The sequence below is a fragment of the Pseudomonas sp. 29 genome (genome assembly GCF_002754355.1).
GTDB lineage: Bacteria > Pseudomonadota > Gammaproteobacteria > Pseudomonadales > Pseudomonadaceae > Aquipseudomonas > Aquipseudomonas neuropathica.
On record NZ_PEEY01000001.1, the window covers coordinates 6,093,327 to 6,110,729 of the forward strand.

Here is a 17,403-nt window from a genome sequence, read left to right on the forward strand (position 1 = left end):
ATTTAGTGCATTAATTTTGAATTGAAGCGGCGCGACGGCCACTGACGAAACACAAATAGCCGCCCACAGCCGCCAGTGCGCTCAAGGCATAGAACATGCTCGGTGCCGGTGTGTGCATCAGCAGAAACCCGCACATGACCGGACTGAACGCACCGCCAAGCGCGGCCAGGTTCTGCGCGCCGTAATAGCTACCGCGCAATTCTTCCGGGGCGAGGGTGTCGACAAACAGAAAGTCGGCCGGGTAAATGATCATCTCGCCCAAGGTGAAGATGAACATCGCCACGCACCAGCCGACCAGGCTGTCAGCCAGACTGAAGCCGATCAGCCCGACGATGAACAACGCGGTGCCGCCGGCAATCCAGTGGCGCAGATGCTCGCGGGTGAGTAATCGGCCGATCTGGTACTGCAACACAATCACTGTGATCGCGTTGCAGGCAAGGAGGGCGGCCATGGTATCCAGCGTCTGTTGCTGGGTGTGGGTGACCAGCAGGTATTGCGACAGGTACAGGGTGAAACGCCCGTGCACCAGCGTGCTGAGCAGACAGCCCAAGGTAAACAGGATCATCGTGCGGTCGTTCTTCAGGATGATCAGGGTTTTCAGAAAGCTGGGGGGCGCAGCGATTGCCGAGACCGGGTTCACTTCACGCGTGGCACCGAGCAGCAGAAAGATGCTCCCGATGGCAATCGCGCCCGCGACGATAAACGGCGCTGACGGCTGAACGCCGGCAATCACCACGCCGATCATCGGGCCGACGGCGTAACCGATGTTGGTCAGCGTGTAGTTCAGGGAAAACGCCTTGACTCGCTGGCCCACTGGCAGGTTTTCACTGAGGATGGCTTTGGAGCAGATCAGGAACAGCGCCGACGCGGTTTCGCTGATGATCAGCACCAGGGTGACCAGGTACAGATTCTGCGCGAAGGTCAGCAGGATCAGACCGATACCGCTGGAAAGCATGGTCAGGATCAGCAACTGGCGCTTGTCCAGCCGATCAATGATGTAGCCGCCATAGAGCGACAACAACGTGGCGCTGAACACCGCGATCCCCAGCAGCAGGCCGACGTCTTGCGGGTTGAGGTCGAGCTTGTTGCTGAGGAACAGCGTCAGTAGCGGGCTGATCAGCGCGCGGCTGATGACGACGGTCAGCGAACTGATCATCAACCGGCGGATGAGGCGCGAGTAGGTAGCCACGAAGGGTCAATATCCTTATTTCAAATGCCTGGCGGGCGTACGCCATCCTTACCGGCCAGTCACCACAGGTCAAGCTGCCATAACGCATTTCCTTTGTAGGAGTGAGCCTGCTCGCGATAGCGGAGTGTCAGGCAACATTGATTTCTCTGACCCAACTCAATCGCGAGCAGGCGAAGGCCTACAGGGGATTTGTGTGGTCTTCAGGAAAGGGGCAGGCGCATCGCGCAGCGGCGCTCTGCGGGAAAGCCGAATAGAACTTCGGCTTGCAGCGCATCGCGCAAATGGCGGTCGGTGTGTGCAGGCGTCAACTCGACAAATCCCATCCGTTGATAAAACGGTGCATTCCACGGCAGATCGCGGAAGGTGGTCAGCGTCACTGAGTTCAACTGCATCACGCGCGCTTGTTCAATGACTGCCGCAACCAGTGCGCGCCCCATGCCTTGTCCTTGAAAAGCCTGACTGACGGATAGCTCCTCAATGTGCATGTGCTGATCAATGTCTACAGCACGAACAAATCCAGTCAGTTGCCCATCGCTATTTTCAGCAACCCACACATACGCCTGTTCGATGGCCAGCAGATGTTGGCCAGCATCGGGCACCTCGGCATTAGCCAGCCACGCCAACGGCGGTTCAAGACGAAACAATTGCGCGGCCGAACGCTCGATCGCGGGGAGGGCAACCGCGTCAGCAGGGCTGGCGCGGCGTACGTCGAAGGTCATATTGAGGCGAATCCTGTCGGTCAAAAGCTCGACAGGTTACGGTTTCAGCCACAGCAATACATAGTCGTTTTTATCAAAACGCCCGCTCAACACCGGCTGCGCGCTTTCCAGCGGCGTGCCCTTGAGAGATGGCAGATCACTGCGATCCATCATCAGCCACGCCGGACCTTTGAGCGCCTCCAGTTGCTGGATCGAGTCGCTGAACTGCGGTTGCAGATCCTGCTCGATATTGACCATGAACTTGATCGCTTTCGCATCCTTGCCCATGCCGTGCAGCACCAGCGGCGCCGGGTTTTGTTGAACCTGGGCAAACACCGCGTGACTGAATGCCTGGGTGTCGTACAAACGCCGCTCCACCGGCTCGAACACTGCCGCGTACACCGTCCACAACGCCAACACCGCAGACAACGCCAATACCTCGACACGCCAACGTGGGAGCAACAATCGCGACAACGCCAAGAGTTGCAGCAGGCCCAGCGCGATCAACACCCAGGACACGTCACTCAATTGCTCGGGAAAGCGCCGTTGAGCGACCAGCAAAACCACCAGCAGCAAGCCCGGCGTGACCAGCCACAAGCCCATGATCAAGCCGCGCAAATAGCGGAACACCCGCCCATGCGCAACCTGAAACGGATACGCCGCAATGATCGCCGCCATCGGCAGCATCGGCAGCAGATACCGGGCCTTTTTCGCCTGGGGAATCGACAGGCCGACCATCACAATCAGTCCCGCCGCCGCGCAGTACTGCACCAGACGCAGCGCCGGGCCACGTTGCTGCGGTTTGCTCAGCCAGGCCGCCACCAGTACCAGCAATGCCAGCGGATAGGCCAGCGCGTAGTTGCCGAACGAACTGGTGAAGTAATACAGCGAACCGCTGACGCCTTCGCTGCCGTCCATGCGCCCCATGAACTGCATGCGGATCACGTCCTGCAAGAAGACCGGGCCACCGCTGAGTTTCGCCAGCCACAACAGCAGGCCGACGCAGGCCGCGAGCAGCAGCGAAGCCAGTACGCCGAACACCAGCAGTCGCGACCACTCACGGTTGAGCAGGTAATAGCTGCACAGCATGCCGGTCGGCACCACCAGACCAATCGGCCCGCGAATGCCGAAGCCGAGCAGCAGCAACGCGAAGATCAACGGCCAGTGACGCCTGCCGGCAAAATGCTCATGGGCATAACCCAGATAGAACACCGCGAAGGCCACCGCCGCGAGCATCAAGTCCTGCGACACCGCGCGCACTTCAGTGACGAAACCGCTGGTGAGCATCAGCAACGCAATACTGATCAACGCCCAACGCCGCGAGTACGGCGCCAGCAGTCGATAAATCAGCGTCACGATCAGCGCACCGGCGACGGCACTTGGCGCCCACGCCGTAAACGCGTTCACCGCGCCGAACGGCAGCGACAGCAGCCAGATGAACAGCGTCGAAACCGCTGAATAATCCGCATACGGCTGACCATAGGTGGTCGGAAACACCGTCGGCCCATGGCGCAGCATTTCTTGCGCGAACAACACGAACCGCGAATCGAAACCGATCGGGGCCTGCCCGTAGACCCCGGCCATGAACACTAAAAACGCCAGCAGCCCTGCGATCAGGGACTGCCGGCGAATCTCAGGCGATAAGCTGATCAAGCGACGTCGGACGCGTGTGGCCACTGTTGCAACGGGATCGGCAATTTGCGCGATTCGCCACGGCCCATCGGGAAGTAATGGAAACCGTTACGTGCCAGACGCTCGGCGTCGTAGAGGTTACGGCCGTCGAAGATCACCGGACTGTTGAGGCGCTGTTTGATCAGATCGAAATCCGGCGCCTTGAACTGCTGCCATTCGGTGCAGATGATCAATGCGTCGGCGCCGGGCAGTACCGATTCTGGCGTGCCCATTAGCATCAGCTTCGACTCGTCCGGATAAAGATTCTGGGTTTCCTGCATGGCTTCCGGGTCGAAGGCGCGCACGCTGGCACCGGCGGCCCACAGTTCTTCGAGCAGGACACGGCTTGGCGCATCGCGCATGTCATCGGTGTTGGGTTTGAACGCCAGGCCCCACAGGGCGAAAGTCTTGCCGCGCAGGTCACCCTTGTAGAACGCGTTGATGCGCTCGAACAACTTGTGTTTCTGCCGCTGGTTGATCGCCTCGACCGCTTGCAGCAAATCGCTGGAGCAGTGCGCTTCTTCGGCGCTGTGGATCAACGCGCGCATGTCTTTGGGGAAGCACGAGCCGCCATAACCGCAGCCCGGATAGATAAAGTGGTAACCGATGCGCGTGTCGGCGCCGATGCCCTGGCGCACCGATTCGATGTCGGCGCCCAGGTGTTCGGCGAGTTCGGCGATCTGGTTGATGAAACTGATCTTGGTCGCCAGCATGCAGTTGGCGGCGTACTTGGTCAGCTCGGCGCTGCGCAGGTCCATGAACATGATGCGGTCATGGTTGCGGTTGAAAGGCGAGTACAGATCGCGCATTACGTCGCGCACTTCATCGCCTTCGCAGCCGATGACGATACGGTCCGGGCGGCGGCAGTCAGCAACGGCCGAGCCTTCCTTGAGGAATTCCGGGTTGGAAACGATATCGAATTGCAGCAGGCGGCCGGTTTTGATCAAGGCTTTTTCGATGTGCTTGCGCAAGGTGTCGCCGGTGCCCACCGGTACCGTGGATTTTTCCACCAGAATCAGCGGCTGCTCACGATGGCGGGCAATCGCGTCACCCACCGACAGCACGTAGCGCAGATCCGCCGAGCCATCCTCACGCGACGGCGTACCCACGGCGATAAACGCGACTCGACCGTGCTGCACGGCAAGTTGCTCATCAGTGGTGAATTGCAGGCGTTTCGAGTCGAGACCTTCGCGCACCAGGCTGGCCAGCCCAGGCTCAAAAATGCTGACATGACCCTGGCGCAACAGGTCGACCTTCTTCTGGTCGACGTCCATGCACACGACATCATGGCCGACCTCGGCCAACACAGCCGCTTGCACCAGACCGACGTAACCGCTGCCAAATACTGTGATTTTCATGGAGCACTCCTGAATTCGGGCGCACGAGCCGGACGAGTGTTGATGGTGATGACCCCGAGCATGACCAGCGCCACGCCCAGTGATTTAGTGAAACTGAAGGATTCGTTGAACAGCGGCAGACTGGCCGCCAGCAGATACACCAGCGCATAGCTGATGCTCAGCAGTGAGTAAGCCCGGCCCAGCGGCAGATCGCGCAGGGCGGCGAGCCAGCAAAGCATCGACAGGGCGTAGGCAAAAACCGCCGCAATGACCACGGCCAGCGCCCGCCAATCGAGGCTGTCGATGTGCAGCCATTGTTCCGGCACGGGCAGGCGGGTCATGCTCCAGCGCATGCCCAGTTGCGCAGCGCTGACGAGGAACACGCTGCCCAGCGCGAACGTGATGCCGCGACGTTGATTCATGACTGTTGCCCCAGCAAAACCACGCCACCGATCACCAATGCCACGCCAAACCAATGCTGGCGGTCGATGGGTTCACGGAAGACGAAGCGCGCAATCAGGGTGATCAGCACGAAGTTGAGGCTGAGCATCGGGTAGGCGATGCCGACTTCCAGACGCTGCAACACCAGCAACCAGACCAACAGACCTGAGCCGAGGGCGAGCAGGGCCAACCACAACCACGGCGTACGCAGCTTTTCGGCCCAGCCCGACTCGACGCCGCGCCAGCTCTCCACGGCGTACTTCTGCGCCACCTGGCCGAGGCAGGTCAGCAGGCACGCGACCAACAGCAGCAACAGGCTCATGACGCCTCCTTGGGCAGGATCATGATCACCAGGTTGCCCTGTTCGTAACGGAGGCCGTCCTTGGGCAACTTGTCGATTTCGTCCAGTTCGTCCTGCCCCTTGACGCGCATCACCACGCCGACCGAACCGCTGCGGCGCGCCTCACGCATCCACCGTTGCACGTCTTTGGTGTCAACCCGCTGTTGAACGCCGTCAGGATAGGCAAGGCCATATTTCAGTTCGCCTATCGTGTTGTACAACGCCACTTGCGGCGTTTTCAGGCGCCAGGCCAGCGCCGAAGCAGCCCCCAGATCGTTGCTCAGCAAATGGGTGGTCTGCGCCAGTTCCGTGACGTGATGCTTGATGAACTGATCCGGCATCTTGTTGGCGACCACCGATTTCGGCAGCGCCGCCGGCAACACCGCAATCAGCAACAGGCTGCCCAGTGCCGGTGCTGCCCAGCATTGCAGCGGCAGAAAGGCTTGCAGCAGGTTGGCGATGATCCAGCCGATCAGTGCGATAAACACCAGCACCATGCTGTGCAGTTCGTGGTCGTAAACCGGTTTGGTCAGTTGCAGATAAACCAGCGCGATCAGCAACACGATGCCCAGCGCCAGATTGAGCAGGCCATTGATGCTCAGCGCGCGTCCTTGCTCCAGGCGCAAACGGTCGGCGAGCGCATTGCCCAGCAACAACGCTACTGGCAGCAGGCACGGCAGGATGTAGGTCGGCAGTTTGCCGTTGGCCAGGCTGAAAAACCCCAGCGGCATCGCCAGCCAGAGCAGCACAAAGACCACTTTCGGCTGAGCACGGCTTTGCCAGGCTTGTTTGAACGCGGTCGGCAGCAGCCCCACCCACGGCAGACTGAACGCCACCAGCAGTGGCAGGTAGAACCACCATGGCGCATCGTGTTGCGCATCGTCACCGGCAAAGCGGCGGATGTGCTCGTGCCAGAAGAAGAACCGCCAGTAGTCCGGCTCCTGCGCATGCACTGCGAGCACCCACGGCAGGCTGACGAGGATCGCCACGGCAATCGCCACCGGGCCGAACATCAGCAGCTCACGCCAGCGTTTTTGCCAGAGCATCCACGGCAGGGCGATCAGCACCGGCAGCAGCCAGGCGAGAAAGCCTTTGGTCATGAAACCCATGCCACAGGCCAGGCCCAGCACAGCCCAGGCCGCCATGCGCTTGCCGTTGGTGTGGCTGTCGACGGCAAACCACAGCGCCACCAGACTCAGATTGACCCAAAAGGTGAACTGCGGATCGAGGTTGGCGTAACCAGCCTGACCGGCGACGATAGTGAAACTCATGTAGAGCAGGGCGCAGACGAAGCTTTTGCGCGGCTCGTTCCACAAGCGCCGAGCGACCAGATAGCACAGCAGCACGCTCAATCCAGTGCTCAGCGCCGACGCAAAGCGCACGCCGAACAGGTTCTGCCCGAACAATTCCTGGCCCAGCGCGATCATCCAGTAACCGGCAATCGGCTTCTCGAAATAACGCAGGCTCATGAAGTGCGGCGACACCCAGTTGCCACTGAGCAGCATGTCCTGGCTGATCTGTGCGTAACGGGTCTCATCAGGAATCCACAAACCGTGCGTGCCTAGCGGCAGCAGATAGGCCAGCAAGCAAATACCCAGCAACAGCAGTGGCAGCGTCCAGCGTTTAATCATGCGCCTTGCACTCCCAGCCAGCCTTCACGGCCGTCGAGGGCGCCGCGTTGCACGCGACCCACGGGCAAGGTGTTGAAGAACTCGGGCAGCAAGTCGCCCAGTGGTTTGAAGTCGATGTTGCGTTGGCGCGCATCGGCCAACAATTGACGAAAATCCTCAGCCATCAGAATCCCTTCTACTTCGGCGTGAATGGTGTAGACGTTGAGTTGTTGCGGGCGAAAGTGATCAAGGATGAAACCGTTGAAATCCCGCGCCGCGACGATGGGGCCGACGACTTCGTCGAAGGTCGGCAGGTCCACCGGAATCTGTGGGGTGCCCGGCGTACCGTCGGCCAGCAAAGGGCGAAACAGGTGTTGCCCACGACAATCGCTGTTGTAGCGAAAGCCGAAGGCTTGCTTGGCCTCGATCACGCGTTCGTCCGCACGCCAACCGGCGGCGGCCGAGCACTCGACTTTCTCGCCGAGAATGTCGCTCAAAGTGTCGACGCCCTGACGGATCTGCTCGATCAGTTGCGCATTGCTCCAGCGCCCGGCATTGGCCTGCCAGCCATGGTGATCCCACGCATGCAGGCCCACCTCGTGACCGGCGTCGCGGGCCTGACGCATCAGGTGCCCGAGATCGCGGCCGATCGGCTTGCCCGGCCACGCGGTGCCGGCGAGCAGAATGTCCCAGCCGTACAGGCCGGCAGCATTGGAGCGGAGCATTTTCCAGAGAAACTGCGGGCGGATCAGGCGCCACAGATGCCGGCCCATGTTGTCCGGGCCGACACTGAAGAAGAACGTTGCCTTGATCTGCGCCTCATCGAGCATTTCCAGCAGCCGCGGCACACCTTCACGGGTGCCGCGGTAGGTGTCGACGTCGATACGAAGTCCTGCCTGCATTACTTCTTGTCCGCGATTTCGAGCATGGCCTCGCGCAAGAAGAAATCGAGCGTATTGCCGATGGTCTCGCGCATTTCCACGGTCGGCGTCCAGTCGAGCAGACGCTTGGCGTTGGCAATGCTGGGTTTACGGTGCTCAACATCCTGGTAACCGGCACCGTAGAACGCCTTGCTTTCCACGTCGCGGAAACCGGCGAACGGCGGGAAGTTGTCACGCAGCGGGTGCGCTTCGAACTGACGCAGTAGCTCTTCGCCTAACTGACGGATGCTGGCTTCGTTATCCGGGTTGCCGATGTTGATGATCTGGCCGTTGCAGACGTCGTTGTCGTTATCGATGATCCGTGCCAGCGCCTCGACGCCATCGGCGATGTCGGTGAAGCAGCGTTTTTGCTCGCCACCGTCGAACAGGCGAATCGGTGTGCCTTCGACCAGGTTGAGGATCAACTGGGTGATGGCGCGGGAGCTGCCGATGCGGGCCGAATCCAGACGGTCAAGGCGCGGGCCCATCCAGTTGAACGGGCGGAACAGGGTGAAATTCAAGCCCTTGGCGCCGTAGGCCCAAATCACCCGGTCCAGCAGTTGCTTGGACACGGAGTAGATCCAGCGCTGCTTGTTGATCGGGCCGACCACCAGGTTGGAAGTGTCTTCATCGAAGTGTTTGTCCTGGCACATGCCATAGACTTCCGAGGTCGACGGGAAGATCACGCGCTTGTTGTATTTGACGCAGTAGCGCACCAGTTTCAGGTTTTCTTCGAAGTCGAGTTCGAACACACGCAGCGGGTTGCGGGTGTATTCGATCGGCGTGGCGATGGCCACCAGCGGCAGGACCACGTCGCACTTCTTGATGTGGTACTCGATCCACTCGGAGTGAATGCTGATGTCGCCTTCGACGTAGTGGAAGTGCGGATGGCTGCGCAGACGGTCGATGGCGTCGGAACCGATATCCAGACCATAGACTTCATAGCGGTCATCGCGCAGCAGGCGCTCGGACAAGTGATTGCCGATAAAACCGTTGACGCCGAGGATCAGCACGCGCGTGCGACGTGGCGCACGGCCGGATTCGGCACCGCGCAACAGCGAGCCGTCGACCAGGCCGAGTTCGTTGGCCAGTTGTGGGCCACTGAGGAACAGGCCGTTGTCGTTGCGCTGGCCGGAGAGGATCACCAGCGAGTCTTCGCCACAGGCAATGCGCAGCGGGTCGACACTGATCACCCGGCCCGGCGCCTGACCGTCGTTGCCTTTGACGACTTCAGCGCTCCAGACGATGAGTTTGTGTTCGCCGACCGCGCAGAACGCGCCCGGATACGGTTGGGTCACCGCACGCACCAGGTTGAACAGTTGCTCGGCCGGTTTCGCCCAGACCAGTTTGCCGTCCGCAGCGGTGCGACGCCCGAATACGCTGGCTTTCGATTCGTCCTGCGGGGTTTCGCTGATCTTGCCTTGCAGCATGGCTGGCAGGGTGTCACGCAACAGATCGCTGGCCGCAGCGCGCAATTTGCCGTGCAGGCTCAACGCGGTGTCGCTGCGTTCGATGGCGACACGTTGCTGAGCAACGATGGCGCCGGCATCGGCACGCTTGACCATGCGGTGCAAAGTGACGCCGGTTTCGGTTTCGCCGTTGACCAGTACCCAGTTGGCTGGGGCGCGGCCACGGTAGCTTGGCAGCAGCGAACCGTGCAGGTTGAACGCACCTTTTTTGGCCACGGCCAGCAACGACTCGCTCAGCAGGTTGCGGTAGTAGAACGAGAAAATGTACTCAGGGGCGAGCTTGGCAATCCGCTCGATCCACAACGGGTGGTTGACGTCTTCCGGCGCGTGCACCGGGATGCCTTTGTTGGCGCACAGTTGCGCAACCGATCCGTAGAACGCGTTCTCTTTCGGGTCATCGGCGTGAGTGAACACCGCCGCGATGTCGTAGCCGCTGTCGAGCAAGGCTTGAATGCCGGCGCAACCAATATCGTGATAAGCGAAGACAACAGTTTTTGCACTCATGAGAGAACCTGACCGGTAGTAGAAGTAGTAGTGGAGAGACCATCAACGGTGACTGCAGGCGCCGGCTCGGCGGCGTGGCTGCGCAAGACTTTTTCAATGAAGAAACGCGGGCGGGCGCGCACGTCGCTGTACATGCGTCCCAGGTATTCGCCGAGCAGGCCCATGCCGATGAACTGGCCACCGGTGAACACGAAGAGCACGGCGAACAGCACGAACATGCCGTCACCGGCCCAGCCGGAACCGAAGGCCAGACGCATGACGATCAACGCAAAAGCAAACAGCAATCCAAGCCCGGCCATGGTGAAACCGACGATGCTCAGCAGGCGCAACGGCGTGGTGGTCATGCAGGTGACCAGGTCGAACATCAGGTTGATCAGGCGCATCGGGCTGTACTTCGAATCGCCGTGCTCACGTTCGGCGTGGGCCACGACGATTTCGGTGGTGTGGCGGGCGAAGCTGTTGGCCAGAATCGGGATGAAAGTGCTGCGTTCACGGCAGGCGAGCATTGCGTCGATGATCGTCCGGCGGTAAGCGCGGAGCATGCAGCCGTAGTCGCTCATGGCGACGCCGGTGGAGCGTTGCACGGCGAGGTTGATCAGCTTCGACGGATAGCGGCGCAGGGCCGAATCCTGGCGGTTGCCGCGCACGGTGCCGACCACGTCGTAACCCTTTTCCGCTTCGGCGACCAAGCGCGGGATTTCTTCCGGCGGGTTCTGCAGGTCGGCGTCGAGGGTGATCACGACATCACCTTTGCATTGTTCGAAACCGGCCATGATTGCTGCGTGCTGGCCGTAGTTACGGTTGAGGATGACCGCCACGAACGGGCTGTCTTCACGGGTCGCGGCTTCTTCCAGAAGGTTGGCGGACTCGTCACGGCTGCCGTCGTCGACGAGGACGATTTCAAAGTCGTGACGCAGCATCTGGCAGGCGGCTTCAGTACGGCGCAGCAGTTCCGGCAGGCTGTCCTGTTCGTTGTAGACCGGGATAACGATCGACACACAGCGGATCGGATAAGGTTTCACGGGCGTTTGTCCATAAGAGTGGCGATGGCACCGACCACGCGATCAAGGTCTTGATCGCTCATGTCGGGGAACAACGGAATCGAGCACAGCCGCGCCGAGTTCCATTCGGTGTTGGGCAGATACAGATCGGGGTCACGCTGGCGATACCAGGTGTGCAGGTGAGTGGCGATGAAATGGATACCGGTACCGATGCCCTGGTCCTGCAGCCCTTTCATGAAGGCTTCGCGGTCCATGCCGCAGCGCTCGCTGTCGATGCGCAGGATGAACAGGTGCCAGGCGTGGGTTTGTGCGTAGGCGGGCAAAGCCAGTGGTTGCACCGGCAGGCCTTCGAGTTTTTGCCGGTAGGCGGCGGCCAGTTCGGTGCGGCGCGCGTTGATCGCGTCGAGACGCTCCAGTTGCACCAGGGCAATCGCCGCATTGATGTCGGCGAGGTTGTATTTGAAACCCGGCTCCATCACTTGCGCCTGCGGCTTGCGGCCACCGGTCAGGCGATCGTAGGCGTCGACACCCAGACCATGGAACTTGAGCATGCGCACACGGCTGGCCAGGGCTTCGTTGTCGGTGACGAACATCGCGCCTTCGGCACAGGTCATGTTCTTGATCGCGTGGAAGGAGAAAATCGCCGTGCCTTGCGCGCCGACGTGGCGGCCCTTGTAACGGGTGCCGGCAGCGTGGGCGGCGTCTTCGATGACCGCGATGCCGTGTTTGTCGGCCAGCGCATACAGCGGATCAAGATCAAACGCAGCACCGGCGTAATGCACCGGAATGATTGCTTTGGTACGTGGGGTGATGGCGGCTTCGATGCGCGCGGCATCGGTCATCAAGGTGTCGCGATCAACGTCGACGAACACCGGCGTGGCGCCGAGCAGGGAAATCATGTTGGCGGTCGAGACCCAGGTCTGCGACGGGGTGATGACTTCGTCACCCGGGCCAATGCCAAGCGCCAGCAAGGTAATGTGCATGCCGCCGGTGGCGGACGAAAGTGCCACCGCGTGGCGACAGCCAACGTATTGCGCGAATTGTTCTTCGAGTGCCTGATTTTTCGGTCCGGTGGTGATCCAGCCGGAACGCAATACTTGTTCAACGGCTGCAATTTCTTCATCGCCGATACTCGGGCGAGAGAAGGGGAGAAACGCCTGACTCATGAACACCTCATCACAAACAATCAGAAGAAAACCAATTCACCGGGTAGGATCCAATCTCAGCGTAGACGCAAAAATTACCTTTGCATCAATAAGTTGCTGAAAAGACTTACCGTCGGGGTTCGGTTGACTTTTGTGGCTTCGCGCGGCAGTTTGAACGGCGCCGACACGGGATCTGTTGGAATTAAGGTTATGCCCGTTTTTGTGAAAGGAACATGAAAAACCGGTCGGCGAATCGTTTATCTGAACCCCATACAGCCACTGTTCAGACTTCTGCCGCTTATCGTCATTTTTAGTAGAAAAGTCCTACAGAAGTGTTCCCCTTACACTGGGAATGTTGCAGTTATTAGTTGGTGTGTTGAATTGTTTTTACTCAAGGCCTTTACGTTTGACTGACTTGTCCGTTGTACCGCTGCAAACCCGCCAAACCAATCCGATGACCCTGTATCTGGCGCGCCTGGCCCCCTCCAGCCAGCTGACCATGCGCTATGTTTTGCAGGATGCGGCCGACCGCCTCGGCTTTGAAGACATGAATGTCGACGATATTCCCTGGCACGCATTACAACCTGAAGATGTTGTTGCGCTGGTCGCCGCTTTGCGCGAAGACAACTATGCGCCCAACACTTCTTCGCTTTATGTGAATGCCGTGCGCGGTGTGATGAATGAAGCCTGGCGCATGAGCCTGATCTCTCAGGATCATTTGTTGAAAATGCGTTCGGTCAAAGCCATTGCCGGCACGCGCTTGTCCCAGGGGCGCAACTTGAAGCGCACCTTGATCCACGAATTGATGGAAGTCTGCGCCGCCGATCCGCGTCCGCAAGGGCTGCGCGACGCAGCGGTGATTGCGTTGTTGTACGGCACCGGCATGCGCAAATCGGAGTCGGTGGACCTGGACTTGAATCAGGTCGACTTCACTGAGCGCAGCCTGACCGTCACCGGCAAAGGCAACAAACAACTGATCAAGTACGCGCCGGCCTGGGCATTCGCCAAACTTGATGCGTGGCTGGAACTGCGGCGCTCGCAGCTCAAGGAAGGCGAGCGCGACGATGCCTTTCTGTTCAACCGCATCCGTCGCGGCAGCCACATCACCCGCGAGCGCATCACCAAACACGCGATTTACTACATTGCCCGTCAGCGTGGCACGCAGGTCGGGGTGAAGATCATGCCGCACGACTTCCGTCGCTCGTTTATCACGCGGGTCATCGAGGAACATGATCTGTCGATCGCGCAGAAACTCGCGCACCACAGCAACATCCAGACCACCGCCAACTACGATGTGCGTGATGACAACGAGCGGCGGCGTGCGGTGGATCGCTTCGATCTGTAATCAGGACGCGGCGAACAGATGCGCCGCACCGAGCACCGATAACTGCACGTCGCTGCCAGCAGGCGGCGCGTGCATGCCGGAGCTGCGCACCAGCAGCGACCGCCCGGGATCCTGAGTGATCGGCGAGCGCAGTTCGACGGTGAGGGTGCAGGTGTTGCCGGCAAAATCGCGCTCAGTGACCACGGCGGGGCAGCCTTGTGTGCCGACTACGGCGCCGGACAACTGCAACTGCTCGGGCCTGAGCATGATCTGCGCGTCGCCAATGAAACCGTTGCTGTTCACCGGCACCTGACCGAGATCGCAGTGGGCCAGACCGGATTCGATCCGTGCCGGCATCACTACGGCTTCGCCGAGAAAATGTGCGGTCTGCTCGTCGCGGGGAAAGCGGTAAAGGTCCATCGGATGCCCGGACTGCACCAGCCGCCCGCCGCGCATCACTGCCAACTGATCGGCAAAGGACAGCGCTTCGCCCTGATCGTGGGTCACCAGAATCGTGGTGACGCCGGCGTCCTCAAGCAAGCGCGCGACCATTTTGCGCATGGCGCTGCGCAGGCCGGTGTCGAGGGCGGAGAACGGTTCATCCAGCAGCATCAGCCGTGGCTGCTGCGCGAGGGCCCGAGCGAGGGACACCCGTTGCTGCTGGCCGCCCGACAGTTCATGGGGCCAACGCTCGGCCATGTTGGCGTCCAGCGCGACGCGGTCCATCAGCTCCTTGATCCGCTCGTGTCTGGCCGCGCCGGTCAGTGCCAGACCGAACCCGATATTGGCGGCGACGGTCATGTGCGGAAACAACGCGCCGTCCTGCGGAACATAGCCGATCTGCCGTTGGTAGGCGGGCACCGCATGGGTGCTGTCGACCAGCACCTGACCGTTGAGGGTCAGGCTGCCGGCGTCGGGGAATTCAAACCCGGCAATTATCCGCAACAGCGTGGTTTTGCCGGAGCCGGACGGGCCGACAATCACCGTGCGGCTGCCGGTCGGTACTGACAGGCAGATGTCATCCAGCGCTTTCTGCGCGCCAAAGGACTTGTTCAGGGAGATCAGTTCGAGTGCGTTCATCGGCCAGCGGTGCGCCTGGATTGGTGATAGAGGAGGGCCGTCAGCGGCAGCGAAAGCAGCACCATCAACAGTGCGTAAGGCGCGGCGGCGGCGTAATCGATTTCGCTGGTCATCGCCCAGAAGCCGGTGGCCAGCGTACGGGTGCCGTTGGGGGCGAGCAGCAAGGTCGCGGTCAGTTCATTGGTAATCGCCAGAAACACCAGCGCGGCGCCGGCGGCAGCGCCCGGTGCCGCGAGGCGCAAGGTGATCAGCCACAAGGCGCGCAGGGGTGATCGGCCGAGGCTTTGCGCAATGTTCTCCAGTTCTACTGGCGCCTGGGCAAAACCGGCACGCAGGCTGACCAGTGCACGTGGCAGGAACATCAGCAGATAGGCGAGCAGCACGGTGATGGTGGTCTGGTAGATCGGCCGGGCGAAATGGATGGTCACGGTGACCAGTGCCAGCGCCACGACAATCCCTGGCAGGGAACTGGTGATGTAATTGCAGCCTTCGAGCAGACGCTGCAATTTGCCCGGCGCGCGGATCGACAGCCAGGCAATCGGAATCGCCGCCAGACTGGTCAACAGCGCACCGGCGACGCCAAACGACAGGGTTTGCAGCAGCGCAGGCAACAGTTCGTCGCCGCCCCACACGTCCCAGCCACCGGCGATCAACCAGCGACTCAATGTCAGCAGCGGTACGCCAAGGGCGAGCAGGCAGGTCAGCACTTGCAGACCGAGCCCGAGGATCACGCTGCCACGACCGAGCCGAACCGTGCGTTGTTCGCGGGCACTGCCGGAACCCACGCGCGCATAGCGCGCCTTGCCCCGGGCGGCGGATTCAACGGTGAGCATCGCCAGGCAGCATAACGCCAGAACGCCCGCCAGCATGTTCGCTGCCGGGCCGTTGAAGGTCGATTTGAACTGATCGAAAATCGCCGTGGTGAACGTGTCGAAACGAATCATCGCGTACAGGCCATATTCGGCCAGCAAATGCAGCCCGACCAGCAACGCACCGCCACAGATCGCCAGGCGCAACTGCGGCAACACCACCCGGAAAAACACCGCCCAAGGCTTGAGACCGAGGGATTCGGCGACGTCTTCGATCGCCGGATCAAGTCGGCGCAAGGTTGCGGCAATCGGCAAGTAGAGAAACGGAAAATAGGCGATTACCGACACCAGCACGCCGGCCGATAAACCGTGAATCGATGGAATCAGGCTGACCCACGCATAGCTATGCACGAACGCCGGTATCGCCAGTGGCGCCACGGCCAGCAATGACCATAGGCGTCGACCGGGCAGATCGGTGCGTTCGGTCAGCCATGCCAGTGCGGTGCCGAGCAGAATGCACAGCGGCAAGGTGATCAACACCAGCAACACGGTGTTGATCAGCAGTTCCGCCACCCGTGGACGAAACACCAAGGCTTCGATGGTTGCCCAACCGGTGGCCCACGACACGCCGAGGACAAACGCGATCGGCAGCAGCGACAGTAATGAAACACCGATCGCCAGCGCAACCACCCACGAGCCCCCGCGACCGGTGAGGGCGCGGGGTTTAAGTCTAAGGCTCGCGGAGGCGGTCACTGCTACCTGCGCGGGTAGGGTTTCGGGGAGCACTTACAGGATTCCCGCCTGGGTCATCAGCTCGACGGCTTTCTTGCTGTCGAGTTTCGACGCGTCGACTGTAGGCGCGTCGAGATCCTTCAACGGCGTCAGTTTCGGGTTGGACGGCGCGTCTTTGCCGACCGCGTACTCAAACGAGGTGCCGCTGTGGAGAATCTCCTGGCCTTCTTTGCCGGTGATGTATTTGACGAACTTCTGCGCCTCTTCCTGATGTTTGCTGGAGGCCAGTACGCCCGCGCCGGAAGTGCTGACAAACGCGCCCGGATCCTGGTGCTTGAAGTAGTAGAGCTTGGTGTTCTGGCTGTTTTCGCCGGTCTTGGACTGATCGACGAAGCTGTAATAGTGGTAGATCACGCCGCTGTCGATCTGCCCGGCGTTCACCGCTTTGAGCACGGCGCTGTTGCCGCGGTACACGCTGGCGTTGGCTTTCATGCCTTTGAGCCAGTCGAGGGTAGCCGTTTCGCCTTTCTGTTCCAGCACGGCCGCGACGATGGCCTGGAAGTCCGCACCAGCGGGTGAAGCAGCCCAGCGGCCTTTCCACTCCGGTTTAGCCAGGTCGAGCAGGGATTTCGGCAGGTCTTTTTCCGCGAGTTTCGCCGGGTTGTAGACGAACACCGTCGAACGCGCGGCGATGCCGATCCATTGGCCATGAGCCGGGCGGTACGCCGCGTCCACTTGTTGCTGCGTGGCGGGTGCAATCGGGGCGAGCAGTTTGGCGTTGTCGACCAATACCATCGCCGGTGAGTTTTCGGTGAGGAACACGTCTGCCGGCGAGGCCGCGCCTTCCTGCACGATCTGGTTGCCCATTTCGGTGTCATCGCCATTGCGAATCGTCACCGGAATCCCGGTCTCTTCAGTAAAACCGGCCACCCAGGCTTTGGTCAGGCTTTCATGCTGGGCGTTGTAGACCAGCAGGCCAACGCTGTCAGCGGCAAACGCCTGACCGGCACTGAGCAGGGCGCTGACCAGCAATGCGCGTTTCAGAAAGGACGGGACCTTTGGATTCATAACGGTAACGCTCCTGATTTTTTAGACGTTATGGGCAGGCATTCGCGGGCAGACTTCAATGCGAA

At 60.7% G+C, this 17,403-nt stretch carries 15 protein-coding genes; 1 reads left to right on the forward strand and 14 read right to left on the reverse strand.

Going from position 1 to position 17,403, the window contains the following annotated elements; translation table 11 throughout:
• Positions 1–10: 10 nt before the first annotated feature.
• The 11 genes from CLU80_RS28340 to arnB form a co-directional block, all read right to left on the reverse strand.
• Positions 11–1,189: an MFS transporter gene (locus tag CLU80_RS28340; protein WP_093432712.1), complete on the reverse strand. Its 1,179-nt coding sequence runs from the start codon at positions 1,187–1,189 to the stop codon at positions 11–13.
• A 200-nt stretch (positions 1,190–1,389) separates the two neighbouring features.
• Positions 1,390–1,908, reverse strand: coding sequence for a GNAT family N-acetyltransferase (locus CLU80_RS28345; protein WP_099759106.1), 519 nt, complete (start codon positions 1,906–1,908; stop codon positions 1,390–1,392).
• Positions 1,909–1,944: 36 nt separating this feature from the next.
• A complete protein-coding gene (locus CLU80_RS28350) occupies positions 1,945–3,540 on the reverse strand; it encodes an ArnT family glycosyltransferase (RefSeq protein ID WP_099759107.1) in 1,596 nt (531 codons plus the stop codon).
• On the reverse strand, positions 3,537–4,916 hold the full coding sequence (locus tag CLU80_RS28355) for a UDP-glucose dehydrogenase family protein (protein WP_034153972.1): 1,380 nt from the start codon (positions 4,914–4,916) through the stop codon (positions 3,537–3,539). The genes CLU80_RS28350 and CLU80_RS28355 overlap by 4 nt, the downstream gene beginning before the upstream one ends.
• Entirely contained in the window at positions 4,913–5,317 is a 405-nt protein-coding gene (arnF, locus tag CLU80_RS28360; RefSeq protein ID WP_016986767.1) for a 4-amino-4-deoxy-L-arabinose-phosphoundecaprenol flippase subunit ArnF, read from the reverse strand. The genes CLU80_RS28355 and arnF overlap by 4 nt, the downstream gene beginning before the upstream one ends.
• Entirely contained in the window at positions 5,314–5,658 is a 345-nt protein-coding gene (gene arnE / locus CLU80_RS28365) for a 4-amino-4-deoxy-L-arabinose-phosphoundecaprenol flippase subunit ArnE (RefSeq protein ID WP_099759108.1), read from the reverse strand. The genes arnF and arnE overlap by 4 nt, the downstream gene beginning before the upstream one ends.
• The gene (gene arnT / locus CLU80_RS28370; RefSeq protein ID WP_099759109.1) at positions 5,655–7,307 is read right to left on the reverse strand and encodes a lipid IV(A) 4-amino-4-deoxy-L-arabinosyltransferase; all 1,653 of its coding nucleotides are present in this window, start codon (positions 7,305–7,307) and stop codon (positions 5,655–5,657) included. The genes arnE and arnT overlap by 4 nt, the downstream gene beginning before the upstream one ends.
• The gene (gene arnD, locus CLU80_RS28375) at positions 7,304–8,188 is read right to left on the reverse strand and encodes a 4-deoxy-4-formamido-L-arabinose-phosphoundecaprenol deformylase (RefSeq protein ID WP_099759110.1); all 885 of its coding nucleotides are present in this window, start codon (positions 8,186–8,188) and stop codon (positions 7,304–7,306) included. The genes arnT and arnD overlap by 4 nt, the downstream gene beginning before the upstream one ends.
• Positions 8,188–10,179 (reverse strand): bifunctional UDP-4-amino-4-deoxy-L-arabinose formyltransferase/UDP-glucuronic acid oxidase ArnA, encoded by a 1,992-nt coding sequence (gene arnA, locus CLU80_RS28380; protein WP_099759111.1) that lies wholly within the window; start codon positions 10,177–10,179, stop codon positions 8,188–8,190. Before arnA ends, arnD begins: the two co-directional genes overlap by 1 nt.
• Positions 10,176–11,201 (reverse strand): undecaprenyl-phosphate 4-deoxy-4-formamido-L-arabinose transferase, encoded by a 1,026-nt coding sequence (arnC, locus tag CLU80_RS28385; protein WP_099759112.1) that lies wholly within the window; start codon positions 11,199–11,201, stop codon positions 10,176–10,178. The genes arnA and arnC overlap by 4 nt, the downstream gene beginning before the upstream one ends.
• Positions 11,198–12,346: a UDP-4-amino-4-deoxy-L-arabinose aminotransferase gene (arnB, locus tag CLU80_RS28390; RefSeq protein WP_099759113.1), complete on the reverse strand. Its 1,149-nt coding sequence runs from the start codon at positions 12,344–12,346 to the stop codon at positions 11,198–11,200. The genes arnC and arnB overlap by 4 nt, the downstream gene beginning before the upstream one ends.
• A gap of 433 nt (positions 12,347–12,779) precedes the next feature.
• On the opposite strand from arnB, the gene CLU80_RS28395 reads away from it, so the two are divergent.
• Complete coding sequence (locus tag CLU80_RS28395) at positions 12,780–13,670, forward strand: site-specific integrase (RefSeq protein WP_099759426.1); 891 nt, start codon at positions 12,780–12,782, stop codon at positions 13,668–13,670.
• Here the strand turns inward: CLU80_RS28395 and CLU80_RS28400 are convergent, their stop codons facing one another.
• From CLU80_RS28400 to CLU80_RS28410, 3 genes are read right to left on the reverse strand one after another with little or no spacing between them, the layout of a single operon-like run.
• On the reverse strand, positions 13,671–14,729 hold the full coding sequence (locus CLU80_RS28400; protein WP_099759114.1) for an ABC transporter ATP-binding protein: 1,059 nt from the start codon (positions 14,727–14,729) through the stop codon (positions 13,671–13,673). It abuts the gene before it with no gap.
• On the reverse strand, positions 14,726–16,324 hold the full coding sequence (locus CLU80_RS28405; RefSeq protein WP_099759115.1) for an ABC transporter permease: 1,599 nt from the start codon (positions 16,322–16,324) through the stop codon (positions 14,726–14,728). Before CLU80_RS28405 ends, CLU80_RS28400 begins: the two co-directional genes overlap by 4 nt.
• The gene (locus CLU80_RS28410) at positions 16,325–17,338 is read right to left on the reverse strand and encodes an iron ABC transporter substrate-binding protein (RefSeq protein ID WP_099759116.1); all 1,014 of its coding nucleotides are present in this window, start codon (positions 17,336–17,338) and stop codon (positions 16,325–16,327) included.
• Positions 17,339–17,403 lie beyond the last annotated feature (65 nt).

Bases quoted from the DNA above. Each gene is read 5' to 3' on its own strand.
- arnD (WP_099759110.1), bottom strand. From the start codon at position 8,188: ATGCAGGCAGGACTTCGTATCGACGTCGACACCTACCGCGGCACCCGT.
- CLU80_RS28410 (WP_099759116.1), bottom strand. From the start codon at position 17,338: ATGAATCCAAAGGTCCCGTCCTTTCTGAAACGCGCATTGCTGGTCAGC.
- CLU80_RS28395 (WP_099759426.1), top strand. From the start codon at position 12,780: ATGACCCTGTATCTGGCGCGCCTGGCCCCCTCCAGCCAGCTGACCATG.
- arnE (WP_099759108.1), bottom strand. From the start codon at position 5,658: ATGAGCCTGTTGCTGCTGTTGGTCGCGTGCCTGCTGACCTGCCTCGGC.
- arnB (WP_099759113.1), bottom strand. From the start codon at position 12,346: ATGAGTCAGGCGTTTCTCCCCTTCTCTCGCCCGAGTATCGGCGATGAA.
- CLU80_RS28400 (WP_099759114.1), bottom strand. From the start codon at position 14,729: ATGAACGCACTCGAACTGATCTCCCTGAACAAGTCCTTTGGCGCGCAG.
- CLU80_RS28345 (WP_099759106.1), bottom strand. From the start codon at position 1,908: ATGACCTTCGACGTACGCCGCGCCAGCCCTGCTGACGCGGTTGCCCTC.
- arnA (WP_099759111.1), bottom strand. From the start codon at position 10,179: ATGAGTGCAAAAACTGTTGTCTTCGCTTATCACGATATTGGTTGCGCC.
- arnT (WP_099759109.1), bottom strand. From the start codon at position 7,307: ATGATTAAACGCTGGACGCTGCCACTGCTGTTGCTGGGTATTTGCTTG.
- arnF (WP_016986767.1), bottom strand. From the start codon at position 5,317: ATGAATCAACGTCGCGGCATCACGTTCGCGCTGGGCAGCGTGTTCCTC.
- CLU80_RS28355 (WP_034153972.1), bottom strand. From the start codon at position 4,916: ATGAAAATCACAGTATTTGGCAGCGGTTACGTCGGTCTGGTGCAAGCG.